General features: G+C 71.4%; 15 protein-coding genes. 6 read left to right on the forward strand and 9 right to left on the reverse strand.

The window, feature by feature from the left end; all coding sequences use genetic code 11:
• Positions 1-56: 56 nt before the first annotated feature.
• The 3 genes from ADL34_RS31345 to ADL34_RS31355 all read right to left on the reverse strand — a co-directional run bounded on the left by ADL34_RS31345 (position 57) and on the right by ADL34_RS31355 (position 1,993).
• Positions 57-302 (reverse strand): DUF5133 domain-containing protein, encoded by a 246-nt coding sequence (locus tag ADL34_RS31345; protein ID WP_062664925.1) that lies wholly within the window; start codon positions 300-302, stop codon positions 57-59.
• 190 nt (positions 303-492) lie between these two features.
• Positions 493-1,308, reverse strand: a complete 816-nt coding sequence (locus ADL34_RS31350) for a class I SAM-dependent methyltransferase (protein ID WP_062664923.1) — start codon at positions 1,306-1,308, stop codon at positions 493-495.
• A 178-nt stretch (positions 1,309-1,486) separates the two neighbouring features.
• Positions 1,487-1,993, reverse strand: coding sequence for a GNAT family N-acetyltransferase (locus ADL34_RS31355; RefSeq protein WP_267891464.1), 507 nt, complete (start codon positions 1,991-1,993; stop codon positions 1,487-1,489).
• Between the two features lie 261 nt (positions 1,994-2,254).
• Here ADL34_RS31355 and ADL34_RS31360 point away from each other — a divergent pair, with 261 nt between their 5' ends.
• Positions 2,255-3,892 (forward strand): GMC oxidoreductase, encoded by a 1,638-nt coding sequence (locus tag ADL34_RS31360; protein WP_062664922.1) that lies wholly within the window; start codon positions 2,255-2,257, stop codon positions 3,890-3,892.
• Positions 3,893-3,967: 75 nt separating this feature from the next.
• Here the strand turns inward: ADL34_RS31360 and ADL34_RS31365 are convergent, their stop codons facing one another.
• From ADL34_RS31365 to ADL34_RS31385, 5 genes are all read right to left on the reverse strand, one after another.
• Complete coding sequence (locus tag ADL34_RS31365; RefSeq protein WP_062664920.1) at positions 3,968-4,456, reverse strand: carboxymuconolactone decarboxylase family protein; 489 nt, start codon at positions 4,454-4,456, stop codon at positions 3,968-3,970.
• A 2-nt stretch (positions 4,457-4,458) separates the two neighbouring features.
• The gene (locus ADL34_RS31370) at positions 4,459-5,535 is read right to left on the reverse strand and encodes a dihydrodipicolinate reductase (protein WP_062664918.1); all 1,077 of its coding nucleotides are present in this window, start codon (positions 5,533-5,535) and stop codon (positions 4,459-4,461) included.
• Positions 5,536-5,619: 84 nt separating this feature from the next.
• The gene (locus tag ADL34_RS31375; RefSeq protein ID WP_062664916.1) at positions 5,620-5,844 is read right to left on the reverse strand and encodes a hypothetical protein; all 225 of its coding nucleotides are present in this window, start codon (positions 5,842-5,844) and stop codon (positions 5,620-5,622) included.
• A 44-nt stretch (positions 5,845-5,888) separates the two neighbouring features.
• On the reverse strand, positions 5,889-6,110 hold the full coding sequence (locus tag ADL34_RS31380; RefSeq protein ID WP_062664914.1) for a hypothetical protein: 222 nt from the start codon (positions 6,108-6,110) through the stop codon (positions 5,889-5,891).
• 78 nt (positions 6,111-6,188) lie between these two features.
• Positions 6,189-6,812 carry a TetR/AcrR family transcriptional regulator gene (locus tag ADL34_RS31385; RefSeq protein WP_062664912.1) on the reverse strand — a complete coding sequence of 208 codons (624 nt, stop codon included), beginning with the start codon at positions 6,810-6,812 and terminating at the stop codon, positions 6,189-6,191.
• Between the two features lie 157 nt (positions 6,813-6,969).
• Here ADL34_RS31385 and ADL34_RS31390 point away from each other — a divergent pair, with 157 nt between their 5' ends.
• A complete protein-coding gene (locus ADL34_RS31390; protein ID WP_062664910.1) occupies positions 6,970-8,100 on the forward strand; it encodes an FAD-dependent oxidoreductase in 1,131 nt (376 codons plus the stop codon).
• Between the two features lie 7 nt (positions 8,101-8,107).
• On the opposite strand, the gene ADL34_RS31395 is transcribed toward ADL34_RS31390, so the two are convergent.
• Positions 8,108-8,827: a FadR/GntR family transcriptional regulator gene (locus tag ADL34_RS31395; protein WP_062664908.1), complete on the reverse strand. Its 720-nt coding sequence runs from the start codon at positions 8,825-8,827 to the stop codon at positions 8,108-8,110.
• 228 nt (positions 8,828-9,055) lie between these two features.
• Here ADL34_RS31395 and ADL34_RS31400 point away from each other — a divergent pair, with 228 nt between their 5' ends.
• Genes ADL34_RS31400 through ADL34_RS31415 form a run of 4 tightly spaced genes read left to right on the forward strand, consistent with a single transcriptional unit; the run spans position 9,056 to position 13,414 of the window.
• Positions 9,056-10,297, forward strand: coding sequence for an aminotransferase class V-fold PLP-dependent enzyme (locus ADL34_RS31400; protein ID WP_062664906.1), 1,242 nt, complete (start codon positions 9,056-9,058; stop codon positions 10,295-10,297).
• Complete coding sequence (locus tag ADL34_RS31405; protein ID WP_062664904.1) at positions 10,294-11,595, forward strand: ABC transporter substrate-binding protein; 1,302 nt, start codon at positions 10,294-10,296, stop codon at positions 11,593-11,595. Before ADL34_RS31400 ends, ADL34_RS31405 begins: the two co-directional genes overlap by 4 nt.
• A gap of 2 nt (positions 11,596-11,597) precedes the next feature.
• A complete protein-coding gene (locus tag ADL34_RS31410) occupies positions 11,598-12,581 on the forward strand; it encodes a carbohydrate ABC transporter permease (RefSeq protein WP_062664903.1) in 984 nt (327 codons plus the stop codon).
• Complete coding sequence (locus ADL34_RS31415; protein ID WP_062664901.1) at positions 12,578-13,414, forward strand: carbohydrate ABC transporter permease; 837 nt, start codon at positions 12,578-12,580, stop codon at positions 13,412-13,414. Before ADL34_RS31410 ends, ADL34_RS31415 begins: the two co-directional genes overlap by 4 nt.
• Positions 13,415-13,431: the final 17 nt, after the last annotated feature.

A 13,431-nucleotide genomic window follows, 5' to 3' on the forward strand; every position in this document is an offset into this window, starting at 1 on the left:
ACTCCGCAAGGGCTGGGGACTTCCGCGGAAGCCTAGGTCAGGCCACTGACATCGCCTCAGGCGGCCAGCGTCTCGTCCTCGGGCCTGCCCTCACGGCGGTCGGCGCCGTAGCGCGCGAGAAGGGCGTCCGCGGCCCGGAGCGCGTCGTCGGCGGTGCGGGAGCCGGTCATCACGCACAGCGTGTAGGTGGCGTCCTCGAGCGCCCGGCTGGTGCGGCCGGTGGGGAGGACGTCGTGGGCGATGCGCGCCTGCGCGAACCGGGCCAGTGCTCCGCGCAGTTCCTTCTCCGCCGGCAGGATCATGGCGTTTCCTCTCTCCCGAGACATGGCCGTCGGACGGCCGACTCCCCTCGCGGGGAGGCCCGATGTCCGTCCCCGCACAGCACCGCCCGGCACCGAGCGGCGCCGAGCTGATCACCAGGTGCCCCGGGCCGGGCGGTCCATGCCTGCCGATCACAGGGGGATTTGCGCGAGGAAAGAATCCGGCCACGGTTCACATGGGAGGGCGTCGCCCCCAGGCCGTCAGCAGGCCGGCCGACAGCGCGGCGCACGCGTCGGAGTCCAGGTAGCGGATCGCCTCGTCGACGGCCGCGTCGTCGACGAGACCGGTGGCGCGCATCGCCGCGCGGCTGCGCTCCCAGGTGTCGGCCCAGAAACGGCTGATGGGGCTGCCCGGCGTCAGCGGTGGCACATGGATCTCGGCGGCGACCGGTTCGAGCCCCGCCTCGCGCAGCAGCCGCGGGTACGACGGCACCCAGGTGACGTCCGTGCCGATGGTCTCCCGCAGTCCGCGCCACATCGCGCGCATCACCCGGGTGTACGGCGTGTCGGGCGCACGGTCGCCGGTGAGGTCGACGGCGTCGCCGAGCACCAGGTGGCCGCCGGGTTCCACCCGCTCGGCCAGGGTCCGCAGGACCCGTTCGCGGTCGGGCAGGTGCATCAGTACGAAGCGGGCGTGGACGAGGTGGAAGCGGCCCTGCACGAAGTCCGGTGCGGTGACGTCGGCCTGCCGTACCTCCAGGCCCGGGACGGCTCGCGCGGCGAGGAACCGGACGTCCCGGTCGACGGCGAGGACACTGCTCACGCCTGCCTCGTCCAGCAGCCGGCGCGCGACCGTGCCGGTGCCCGCGCCGACGTCCAGGCAGCGCAGACCGGGTCCGGCGCCGAGGGCCCGCAGCCGCGCCAGGGTGACGTCGTCGTAGGCGAGGGCGCCGAAGTCGATCCGCTCCCCCTCGCCCCGCCGTTCGGGCGGGAAGACGGCCTCGCCGTACCGGCCGCCGCCGGGTTCGGCCCCCTCGGGGGGTCTCATCGGGCCACCGGTGTGCGGGCGATCAGTGTCATGGCCGGACCTCGTGGCGCGTGGTGGGGGTGCGGGGGCGACCCGTCAGGAGGCCGCCCCCGCACCGATCCTGCACGGGCGCCCGCCGGTACGGCCGAGGCGCGCCGGTGCCTGCCCGATCGGCCCAACGCGTCCGCCGGTGCGGGGGTCACCCGACCACGGGGCTGCGGCGTTCGATGAGCGTGACGTCCCGCCACACCCCGCGGTGCCGGCCGATGCGTTCGCGGACGCCGATGACCCGGAAGCCGGCCTTGCGGTGCAGGGCGAGACTGGCGGTGTTCTCGGGGAAGACGCCCGACTGGACGGTCCAGATCCCGGCGGCCTCCGTGGAGGCGATCAGGGCGTCGAGCAGGACTCTGCCGACGCCCCGGCCGCGGGCGCCGGGGTGCACGTACACGGAGTGGTCGACGACCCCGGCGTAGGCGCGGCGGTCGGAGACCCGGACCACGGCCACCCAGCCCAGCACCCTGCCGGTGGCGTCCAGGGCGACGTACCGGTGCTCGGGGAGTTTGACGGAGTCGAAGGTCTCCCAGGTGGGGGCGGTCGTCTCGAAGGTGGACTGCCCCTCGTCGATGCCGAGTTGATAGATCGTCAGGACTTCTTCGGCGTGGGCGGGCGTCATCGGGACGATGGACAGGTCGTCGGCGGGACTCACCGTCGGCTCTCCTCGGCGTGCTCGTCGGGCAAGGGCGAAGTCGGTCAGGGGTCGTGTCGTCCGGTCCACGGTCCCACGGGGGCCGGGGCGGTGGCGCTCCGGCCCCGCCGTCAACGGGACGCGTGCGCCGCCGGTGCGCTCCTGATGCGGGCCCTCACCGCGATTCCTGAACACCTGTCAAGTTACCCGGAGGTTTCTCGTGACTTCTTTCACAGCCCTCAGTAGAACTCGTTTCCGTTCAATGCGAGAAAGGGGACATGCATGGACTCCGGAAGAGTCGTTCACGTGGAAGGAAGAGGTCTTTCCCGCCGCCATTTCATTGCTGGAACAGGTTCTATTCTAGGCGCCGCGACCTTGGGCGCGCTCGACATCCCCACAGCCGCCGCCTCCCCCCGGGAGGCGCCGATCGAACCTGGCGCCCAGGTCACCGCACTCGTCGTCGGCACCGGATACGGCGGGTCCGTCACCGCGCTGCGGCTCGCGCAGGCCGGCGTCGACGTCCACATGGTGGAGATGGGCATGGCCTGGGACACCCCGGGCACCGACGGCAAGATCTTCGCCAACACCACCAGCCCCGACCACCGTTCCTTCTGGTTGCGCACCCGCACGAAGCAGCCGCTGAGCAACTTCCTCGGCTTCCCGCTCGACCGGGACGTGCCCCGGTACACGGGCATCCTCGACGCCGAGGAGATGGGCGGCATCGTCGTGTACCAGGGGCGCGGGGTCGGCGGCGGCTCCCTCGTCAACGGCGGTATGGCCGTGACCCCGGAGCGCAGCCGCTTCCCCGCCGTGCTCCCGTCGGTCGACGCCGACGAGATGTACGACGTCTACTACCCGCGGGCCAACAGCACCCTCGGCGTGTCCACCGTCGACCCGGCCTGGTTCGACTCGACGGAGGCGTACATGTACGCGCGCGTGGGCCGCAAGCACGCCCAACGCTCCGGGTTCCGCTTCGTGTTCGTGCCCAACGTCTACGACTGGGACTACATGAAGCGGGAGGCCGAGGGCTCGGTGACCCGGTCGGCGCTCGCCGGCGAGATCCTGTACGGCAACAACCACGGCAAGAAGTCCCTGCCCAAGACCTACCTGGCGCAGGCCCGCGCCACCGGGCGGGTCGCCATCTCGCCGCTGCACCGGGTGACCTCGGTGACGCCCGCCACCGGCGGCTACTCGGTCACCATGGAGCAGCTCGACACGGGCGGGAACGTCGTCGCCACCAAGACGGTACGGGCGCGACGGGTGTTCTTCGCCGCGGGCAGCGTCGGCACCAGCAAGCTGCTCGTCCGCCTCAAGGCGACGGGCGCGCTGCCCGGCCTCAACGACGAGGTCGGCAACGGCTGGGGCGAGAACGGCAACGTCATGTGCGGCCGCGCCAACCACCTGTGGGACCCGACGGGGGCGCTCCAGTCGTCGATCCCGACGGCGGGCATCGACAACTGGGCGGCGGGCGGCGCGTTCGCGGAGGTGGCGCCCCTGCCGACCGGTATCGAGACGTGGGCGTCCTTCTACCTGTCCATCACGAACAACCCGCATCGCGCCCGGTTCACCTGGAACGCTTCGGCCGGGAAGGTGGAGCTCGACTGGCAGACCGCGTGGAAGCAGCCGTCGATCACCATGGCGAAGACGATCTTCGACAAGATCAACGCCAAGGAGGGGACGATCTACCGCACGGATCTGTTCGGCGTCTACAAGATCTGGGGCGACCACCTCACGTACCACCCGCTGGGCGGCGTCGTGCTGAACAGGGCGACGGACAACTACGGACGGCTGCACGGGTATGCGGGGCTGTACGTGACGGACGGGTCGCTGATCCCGGGCAACGTGAGCGTGAACCCGTTCGTCACGATCACCGCGCTCGCCGAGCGCAACATCGACAGGATCATCGCGGACGACTTCTGACCGCGTCCGACCTCGTCCGCGTCGGGATTGCTCCCCGCGTGGCGGGCCGGGACCGCCGGGGCCCCGGCCCGCTCGTCATGCGCCGCGCGCCGTCGGCAGTACACACACGCTGTCGATGCCCAGCACGTGGTTGAGCCGCCCGAACGCCAGCCAGGAGCCGATGCTCATGCTCAGCTCCACGATCTCCGCCTGGCTGTAGTGCGCCTTCATCCGCTCCCAGAACGAGTCGTCCAGACCGTGGTGGTCGGTCGCGTAGCGCTCGGCGTACTCGGCGGCGAGCCGGGTGCGGTCGTCGAATCGGTCGGTCGTGCGCCACTCGGCCACCGCGTCGAGGAACCCCTCCTCGACCTTGTCCCCGTCGCGTTCGGTGCGCCAGTCCAGGCAGAACAGGCAGCCGTTGATCTGCGCGATCCGCAGCCGGGCGGCCTCGAACTCCCGCAGTCCGAGGGTCGTGTGCTCGTAGACGGCCAGGGAGAAGGCGCCGGCGGCCCGGCCGATCTCCGGCACGAGGTCGCCCCAGACGTACGGGATGGGGTCGGCGCCGTCGGGGATGTCGATCCGCATGCTCACCTCTTTCCGAGTCGGCCCACCGCGGGGCGCAGGGGGATGTCGAGTGCGTCGTAGAGGCCCGGTCCGGCCTCGGCCAGCCAGTCGATGGCGTTCACCAGGCGCCCGGCCGCCGTCGCGTTTCCGCCGGCCGCCCTGTTCTCCCCCTCGTCGGTCGCCTCGACAGTCACCTCGATGCGCGGGCGGCCCTCGACGATCACCCGGTGGGCCCCCGCCCCGCCGTCCGACGGCGCGGGCCAGTCCGGAGCGCAGGCCGGGTGGATACGGGTGACGTGCTCGACGACGATGCGGGGCTCGCCCGCCACCATGCCGCGCACCTCCAGGCGCACCGCTCCCTGGGTGCCGGCCCGGAACTCCCCCATCGTGGGGGTGCGGACTGTCTCCTCGAGCGGGCGGCGCTCCAGCGTCTCGTCGATGCCGTCGAGTTCGGCGCCCAGGGCGCGGGCCATCATCCGCAGCTGCCCGCCCCAGATCATCGTGGGGATGCCCTCGGCCAGCATCAGCGGCTGGTGGTCGAGCGGATGCCCCATGCCGATCAGATCGCGGACGGCCTCCTCCTGGTCGTACGTGGAGTAGTCGAAGATCTCCTGGCAGCGCAGGACGTCGATCTCCGAGCCCAGTCCGCTGACCAGCAGCGGGAGGACGTCGTTGGCCCAGCCGGGGTCGACGCCCGAGACGAACAGCGAGCCGCCGCCGGCCTCGGCGGCAGCCGCGAGGACGTCGCGGATCTCGCCGGGCGCGCCGGCGGGGTCGTACATGCCGTACAGGGAGGGGGTGACGACGACCGCTCCGGCGCGCAGGGCGCGGCCGACGTCCTCGATCGCGCCGTCGGGCCGTACGTCACCGGAGGCCGCGTAGACCACCGCCCGGGGGCGTGCCCGCAGCACCCCCTCCACGTCGTCGGTCGCCGTCACGCCGAGGGGCCGGCCGATCCCGCTCAGTTCGCCCGCGTCCCTGCCGGTCTTGGCGGGGTTCGACACCAGCACGGCCACCAGGTCGAGCGCCGGATGCGCCGCCACCGCCCGGATGGCCGCGCGCCCGACGTTGCCTGTGCCCCAGACCACCGTGGGAATCATGCGCGGAGGGTAACGACGCGTCCTTGAAGTTCCCATAGCCGTGCACGAGGAATCCGGGCCGGTTTCCGGGGCGTGTTCCCGGGGTCAGCCGTCGCTCTCGTGGCCCCAGCTCTCGGGCCCGGCGCCCCGCCAGTCGATCCAGGGCGCCAGCGCCACGTCGGACGGGTCGATCTCCAGTCCCGCGCGGCGCAGGAACTCGGCGACGTCGGCGAGGTTGTGGGCCAGCCCGAGGATCTCGCCGTCGACGCGCACGCGCCGCCCGCCGGTGGGCGACGGTGGACTCACGGTCACACGCGGGGTTGCGGCCATGTCCTCAGGATCGTCCGGGGCGCCCGGACCCGCACTCCAGCGGGTCATCGGGCGGCCCGGCCGCCCGCGCGGCCCAGCTGCCGCAGCTCCCACCACGCGCCGGGGCCGGGCCGCCGGTGCTGCCAGTAGGGGTGGAAGAACACCTCGGCCGACAGCCGGTACAGCCGCCGGCGCAGTTCGGTACGGCCGGGCCGCTCGGCGAGCTGCCGGTACGTGGCGCTCCACTCCTGCTGGGCCCGGGTGAGGTCGTCTGGAAACGTACGCATGACTGAATTCAATCATGTGTTCGATTTCTGGGGCCACCGGAGCCGAGGGGCGCCGAGCCACCGGGTCGACGGCCCCGCTCAGACCTCTTCCCGGATGGCGCTCCAGCCGTGTTCCAGCAGGTCGAAGGCGCGGACGACGGCCGCACGGGGATCGTCGTGGGCGGCGGCCGCGCGCGGGGCCTCCAGTGCGAAGTGGGCGAGGGCGGTACAGGCGGGGTCGTCGGCGGCGAGGCCGCTCTCCTCGGCGATGACCTCCGCGAGCGCCGCGGCGTGGCGCAGCCACATCTTCTGGCCGTAGTCGCGCAGGGCCGGGGTGCCGGCCACCAGCTCGACGAAGGCGGCGAAGCGGGCGTCACCACCGGTGGAGCCCAGCCGGGTGGTCAGAGCGTGCTCGCACAGGGCGGCCGGAATGGACCGGCCCTCGGGCCGCTCGCGGACGGCGGCGAGCAGGCGGGCCTCCTGCTCGTCGTCCTCGTCGAAGACCAGGGCCTCCTTGACCGGGAAGTGCTTGAACAGCGTGGTGGTGGAGACGTCGGCGGCGTCCGCGATCTCACGGATGCCGACCGCCTCGTATCCGCGCTCCAGGAACAGGCGCAGGGCGGCATCGGCGATGGCCTGGCGAGTGGCGGCCTTCTTCCGTTCACGGCGCCCCATCGGGGCGGGAGAGGGATCGGCCGCGGGGTCGGGTCGCGTACTGGGCATGGCGGCACTCTACCTCGCGGGTTGACCCGTTGAAAAAGCTACTTCGATTCAAAAGTTGGGTCGTTGCACTTATTGAACCAGTGTGCTTTTCTGAAGCGGCGGTCGCGAGGCACCGGCCCCGGCCGCGTCCCTTCCCCACCCAGGAAACGGAGCTTCCGTGCACACCTCCGCACCCCGCATCGCGATCATCGGCGCCGGTCCCGGCGGCCTCCTCTGCGCCCGCGTCCTCCAGCGGCACGGCATCACCGCGACCGTCTACGACCGGGACGCCGGCCCGGACGCCCGTGACCAGGGCGGCACCCTCGACCTGCACGCCGACGACGGCCAGATCGCCCTGCGCGAGGCCGGCCTCCTGGACGAGTTCCACCGGCTGTCCCGCCCCGAGGGGCAGGAGATGCGTCAGCTGGACCCGGCCGGCACGGTCCTCTTCCACCATCTCCCCGAGCCGGACGAGCGGTTCAAGCCGGAGATCGACCGTGGCCTGCTGCGTCGGCTCCTGCTGGACTCGCTCCGGCCCGGCGCCGTGCGCTGGGGCCACACCCTGCGTTGCGTCGACGGCCCCACAGGCGGCCCCCGGCAACTGCGTCTCGCCGACGGCACGACCGTCGAGTGCGACCTCGTGATCGGCGCGGACGGCGCCTGGTCGACGGTGCGCCGCGCGCTCTCACCGGCCCGGCCCCGGTACACCGGCGTGAGTTTCCTGGAGGCGTGGTTCCACGACGTCACAACCCGGCACCCGGAGATCGCCGACCTGGTCGGGCAGGGCAGCGCCGCGGCGGCGGACGGCGAGCGCGGCCTGTTCGCCCAGCGCAACGGCGGCGACCACGTCCGCGTCTACGTCATCCAGCGCGCCCCGGCCGACTGGATCGCCGCCGAGGGGCTCACCCTGCAGGACACCGACGGCATCCGGGCCCTCCTGCTGGACCGTTACCGCGACTGGTCACCCCGGATGCGGCGGCTGTTCGCCGACAACGACGGCCCCTACGTCGACCGCCCGATCCACGCCCTGCCCGTCCCCCACGCCTGGGAGCACGACCCGTCCGCGACCCTGCTCGGGGACGCCGCGCACCTCATGCCGCCGCTGGGCGTCGGCGTCAACCTCGCCCTGCTCGACGCCTGCGAACTCGCTCTCGCGCTCGCCCGCCACGACACCGTCGGCGATGCCGTCCGCGCCTACGAGACGACCATGCTGCCCCGGTCCACGGAGACGGCCCGGGCGCTCGACGGCGCCGCCGAGCATCTGCTGTCCGCCGAGCTGCCCGACTTCGCCCAGGCCGAGCACGCCTGACCGGCCGTCAGTCCGCGGACCCGGGCGCCTCGACCCGCTCCACCTCCTCGACCGGCGGCATGAAGGCGCGCAGCCAGCGTTCCGTCTGGGCGACATGGGCCTGGGCCGCGCCCGCCGCGGCGACCGGATCGTGGTCGGCGATGGCGGTGGCCAGGACGCGGTGGTCGTCGTCGCTCTTGCGGCGCAGCTCGGGTCCTTCGGGCAGGGTGAAGACCTGGTACTTGCGGCTGCGGGCGCGGAAGACGGCGAGGAGGGTCGCCAGGGTGGGGTTGCCTCCCACCCTGGCGATCTCGGCGTGGAAGCGGTGGTCCAGTTCGGACGCCTCGGCCGGGTCGCTCGTGGCCTCCATGGCGTCGATCAGGGAGAACAGCGTGCGGATGTTCTCCGGGGTGCAGCGCGCCGCCGCCTGGGCGGCCACATGGGCCTCGAGGACGCGCCGGATCTCGTAGACCTCCAACAGTCCCGAGAGCGGCAGCAGTTCGAGGGTCAGGGAGAGGCTGCCGATGACGTCCTCGGGCCGCAGCTGTGAGACGTAGGTGCCCGAGCCGTGCCGGGGCTCGATGACGCCGAGGGCGGCGAGCATGCGGACGGCCTCGCGCAGCGACCCGCGCGAGACGCCCAGCTCCTCACAGAGCTCGCCCTCGGGCGGGATGCGCTCGCCGGGACCGAGGCGCCCCGTCCCGATCATGTGCCGTAGACCGTGGAACGCCTTCTCGACTGCGGACATCCGTCCCCTCTTCCTCCCCGTACGGACCGGCGGTCATGCCGCCGTCCCCGCGGAGCACTCTAGCGAGTTTCCGAAGTGTCGGCCGCGTATCGCCCAGAAGTCATCTGATGACTTTCACGGTACGACCCCTTGTTTCGCCTCCCGGACGTGTGCAGGATGCCGAGTCATCAGATGTGTCCGGCGGACCGTGGTGTTCCGCGGGACCGCCCTGCCCAGATGTGGAGACCTGTGAGCGAGACCGAGGTGACCACCGCACCGCGCCCCCTGCTGCTGGCGGACGGCACGCCCGCCGAGCGGGCCTGGTCCCTGGACCCCGACCTCAAGCACCTCAACCACGGCTCCTTCGGGGCCGTCCCGCTGGTGGCCCAGGAGCGCCAGGAACTGCTGCGCGTGGAGATGGAGCGCTCACCCGTGGTGTGGTTCCCGGCCCTTCCGGAGCGGCTCGCGGCCACCCGCGCGCGGCTCGCCGGGTTCCTGCGGGTCGACGCGGGCGACCTCGCCCTCGTCCCGAACGCCAGCGCCGGAGCGAGCGTCGTCTTCGCCGCCCTGACCCTGCGCCCCGGTGGCGAGATCGTCGTCACCGACCACGGCTACGGGGCCGTGACGATGGGGGCCGAGCGGCTGGCCCGCCGCTTCGGCGGGCGGGTGCGCACCGCCCATGTGCCGCTCGACGCGGACGAGGAGCAGGCGTACGAGGCCGTCACCGCCGCGTTCACCGACGCCACCCAGCTCGTGGTCGTCGACCAGATCACCTCGGCGACCGCGCGGCTGCTGCCGGTCGAGCGCATCGGCACGGAGGCCCGGCGACGCGGCATCCCCGTCCTGGTGGACGGCGCCCACGCACCCGGGCTCCTGGACGCGCCGCTCGCCGGTGCGACGTACGACTTCTGGACCGGCAACCTGCACAAGTGGGGCTGCGCCCCGCGCGGCACCGCGGCCCTGGTGGCCCGGGGGCCGCTGCGCGAGAAGCTCTACCCCCTCATCGACTCCTGGGCGGCGGCGGAGCCGTTCCCGGACCGCTTCGACCAGCAAGGCACGATCGACGCCACCGCCTACCTGGCGGCGCCGACGGCCCTGGACTTCGTGGAGCGCACCTGGGGCTGGCCCGCCGCCCGCCGGTACATGGACGAACTGGCCGACTACGGCGCCCTGGTGATCGGCGCGGCGTTCGCCGGGACGGCCGGCGCCGACACCTCCGTCGACGTCGGCATGCCCGTCCCCGGCATGCGTCTGGTGCGGCTGCCGGACGGCCTCGCCGCCGACCGGCTCCAGGCCGACGCGCTGCGCGACCGGGTGGCCGGCGAGCTGGGCGTGGAGGCGGCCTTCACCAGCTTCGGCGGCGTCGGTTTCATGCGGCTGTCCGCCCACGTCTACAACACCGCGGCCGACTACGAGTACTTCGCCGAGGAATGCGTCCCCGTCCTCGGCGCCTGGGCACGAGAGAACACAGGGAAGAGGTCAGCACGATGAGAAGAAGGACGGCGGTTCTCGCGCTCGGCAGCGCCACGGCGCTGCTCCTGACCGGCTGCTCCACGATGAGCCCGGACGCGAGCGGAACGGTCACGCTCAACATGGTCGAGAGCCTTACCAACCCGACCCGCACCGCTCTGCTCAAGGACCTCATAGCCGACTTCGAGCAGCGGAACCCCAAGGTCAAGGTCAACCTGGTCTCCCCGCCCACCGAGCAGGCCGACCAGAAGCTGCAGCAGATGCTCCAGTCGGGCAGCGGCGTCGACGTGCTGGAGGTCCGCGACATCACCGTCGGGCCCTGGTCGAACAACGGCTGGCTGTACGACATGAAGAAGGACCTCGACGGCTGGAAGGGCTGGGAGGCGATGACGGAGAACGCCGTCAACGCCTCCAAGGACGCCAAGGGCGGGACGTACTTCGTCCCGTACGGCTTCTACGGGCTGAGTCTCTTCTACCGCACCGACCTCATCGAGAAGGCGGGCTTCGACAAGCCGCCGGCCACCTGGGCGGAGCTGCTGGAGCAGGCGAAGGCCGTCCACGACCCGTCCGCGCGGCGCTACGGCTACGCCTTCCGCGGCGGCGCCAACGCCAACAGCAACGCGACCGCCGCCATCGAGGCGTACCTCGCGGACGACGTCGACCCGGCGAACGGCTTCAAGCTCAAGGACGGGCGCACGATCTTCGCCGCGCCCGAGGCCGAGGACGCGATCGAGAACTACCTGAAGCTGTTCAAGCAGGCGTCCCCGAAGTCGTCGGTCTCCTGGGGCTATCCGGAGATGGTCGAGGCGTTCTCCAACGGCTCGACGGCGTTCCTGCTCCAGGACCCCGAGGTGATCGCCACGGTGTCGGAGTCGAAGTCGATCTCCAAGGACCAGTGGGGCACCGCGCCGCTGGTGTCGGGTCCCGGCGGCAAGACGGTGCAGCCGCTGGCCACCGCCGGCTGGGGTGTCGCCAAGGGCAGTGACCACAAGGCCGAGGCCGTGAAGCTGGTGCAGTTCCTGTCCCAGGGCGAGGCGTCGACGTCGTTCACCAAGAAGAACAGCCTGGTGCCCATCCTCAAGTCGGCGACCAGTGACCCGTTCTACAAGTCCGGCCCGTGGGCGAGCTACGTCACGATGACCGAGCAGCCGGACAAGTACCTCGTCGTCACCCAGCCGCGCGGCGTCAGCTGGTGGGCCGAGTGGCAGCAGAAGGCGGACGCCGACGTGCAGAAGCTGGTCCTCGGCAAGACGTCGCCCAAGGAGCTGCTGGCGGGCTGGGACGCGTTCTGGACCGAGAAGTGGCAGCAGGAGCAGTAGACATGCCGGTCACGTCCACCACGCCGTCGAAGACCGCGGCCCCGGCCGAGGGGGCGGCCTCCCGCAAGGGGGGTCTCCCCCGCGGGGGCCGCCGCAAGCGGGAGTTCACCACGCGGCGCGGCCTCGCCATCGTCGCCTACATGGCACCCGCGGCCCTGTTCGTGGCGGTCTTCACCTACTACCCGATGGTCGCGGGCGGCCAGATGGCCTTCCGCAACTGGAAGCTGAGCGACCTCACCGACACCTCGTGGGTCGGGCTGAGGAACTTCGCCGACGTCTTCGCCGACCCCGCCTGGGGGACCGTCCTCGGCAACACCGCGGTGTGGGTGGTCGGTTCGATCGTCCCGCAACTGGTGATCGGCTTCGCGCTCGCGCTGTGGCTGCGCCGCCGCTTCGTCCTGCGCGGCCTGTACCAGGCGCTGATCTTCTTCCCGTGGGCGATCTCCGGATTCCTCATCGGCATCCTGTTCCGCTGGATGTTCAACAGCGAGTTCGGCGTCGTGAACGACCTGCTGCAGAAGGTGGGGCTGATCGACGAGCCGATCGCCTGGCTGGCGGACCCGGACACGGCGATGGTCGCGGTGCTCGTCGCCAACGTCTGGTACGGCGTCACCTTCTTCGCGATCATGATCCTGGCCGCGCTCCAGTCGATCCCCGACGAGCTGTACGAGGCGGCCGCCCTGGACGGCGCCGGCAAGGCGCGCACGTTGTTCCGGATCACGATCCCCTACATCCGCACCACGCTGGCGCTGACCGTGCTGCTCCGGGTGATCTGGATCTTCAACTTCCCGGACCTGATCTTCGGCATGACCGGTGGCGGCCCGAACGACGAGACGCACATCGTGACCACCTGGATGATCAAGATCACTCAGCAGGGCGACTACGGCAGGGCCTCCGCGCTCGGCCTCCTCGTGGTGGCCGCGCTGCTGGTGTTCGCCGTGTTCTTCCTCATGGCCACGCGTGAGAAGAAGGGGGCGAGGCCGTGATCGGCAAGGAGTCCACGGCCGGCCGGGCCGTCAAGTTCGTCTTCCTCGGCGGGTGGCTGCTCTTCACCGTCTTCCCGCTCTACTGGATCGCCGTCACCTCGCTGAAGGCGCCCGGTGACATCTTCCGGTTCCCGCTGGCGTACTGGCCCGAGCACTTCTCGCTGGAGAACTACAGCGGTCTGTTCGGCACGGCCGACTTCGGGACGTACCTGGCCAACAGCCTGATCGTCTCCCTGGTGGCCGGGGCGACCGCGACGGCGATCTCGATGCTCTCGGCCTATGTGCTGGCCCGCTTCGAGTTCCGCACCAAGTCGGCGCTGCTGATGGCGGCGCTGGTCACCCAGATGATCCCGTCGTTCATCGCCCTGGGCCCGCTCTACCTGCTGATGACGGACCTGCGCCTGGTCGACAACCGCTTCGGGCTGATCCTCGTCTACATCGCGGTGTGCATCCCGTTCTGCACCGTGATGCTGCGCGGATTCTTCGAGAACATCCCGGACGCCCTGGAGGAGGCCGCCATGATCGACGGCCTGTCGCGGTTCTCCGCGCTGTTCCGGGTGCTGCTCCCGGTGATGCGGCCGGGCATCGTCGCCGCGTTCATCTTCAACTTCGTGAACTGCTGGAACGAGCTCTTCCTGTCGGTGACGCTGATGAACAGCGACGCGAACAAGACGGTACCGACGGCGCTGAACGGGTTCATCTCCAGTTTCAACATCGACTGGGGTTCGATGTCGGCGGCGGCCGTGCTCACGATCCTGCCCACCATGCTGCTGTTCGCGTTCGCCAGCCGCCACATCGTCCAGGGGCTGACGTCGGGTGCGGTGAAGGGGTGAGGCCGTCGCGCGGCCCC

Origin of the sequence: Streptomyces sp. NRRL WC-3605, assembly GCF_001509795.1 — a bacterium.
In the GTDB taxonomy this organism is placed as follows: Bacteria; Actinomycetota; Actinomycetes; order Streptomycetales; family Streptomycetaceae; genus Streptomyces; species Streptomyces viridochromogenes.

Excerpts from the sequence above, each read along its gene's own strand:
- ADL34_RS31365 (WP_062664920.1), bottom strand. The coding sequence starts at position 4,456 with ATGCGGATCGACATCCCCGACGGCGCCGACCCCATCCCGTACGTCTGG.
- ADL34_RS31405 (WP_062664904.1), top strand. The coding sequence starts at position 10,294 with ATGAGAAGAAGGACGGCGGTTCTCGCGCTCGGCAGCGCCACGGCGCTG.
- ADL34_RS31385 (WP_062664912.1), bottom strand. The coding sequence starts at position 6,812 with ATGCCCAGTACGCGACCCGACCCCGCGGCCGATCCCTCTCCCGCCCCG.
- ADL34_RS31370 (WP_062664918.1), bottom strand. The coding sequence starts at position 5,535 with ATGATTCCCACGGTGGTCTGGGGCACAGGCAACGTCGGGCGCGCGGCC.
- ADL34_RS31380 (WP_062664914.1), bottom strand. The coding sequence starts at position 6,110 with ATGCGTACGTTTCCAGACGACCTCACCCGGGCCCAGCAGGAGTGGAGC.
- ADL34_RS31345 (WP_062664925.1), bottom strand. The coding sequence starts at position 302 with ATGATCCTGCCGGCGGAGAAGGAACTGCGCGGAGCACTGGCCCGGTTC.
- ADL34_RS31410 (WP_062664903.1), top strand. The coding sequence starts at position 11,598 with ATGCCGGTCACGTCCACCACGCCGTCGAAGACCGCGGCCCCGGCCGAG.
- ADL34_RS31375 (WP_062664916.1), bottom strand. The coding sequence starts at position 5,844 with ATGGCCGCAACCCCGCGTGTGACCGTGAGTCCACCGTCGCCCACCGGC.
- ADL34_RS31395 (WP_062664908.1), bottom strand. The coding sequence starts at position 8,827 with ATGTCCGCAGTCGAGAAGGCGTTCCACGGTCTACGGCACATGATCGGG.
- ADL34_RS31360 (WP_062664922.1), top strand. The coding sequence starts at position 2,255 with ATGGACTCCGGAAGAGTCGTTCACGTGGAAGGAAGAGGTCTTTCCCGC.
- ADL34_RS31350 (WP_062664923.1), bottom strand. The coding sequence starts at position 1,308 with ATGAGACCCCCCGAGGGGGCCGAACCCGGCGGCGGCCGGTACGGCGAG.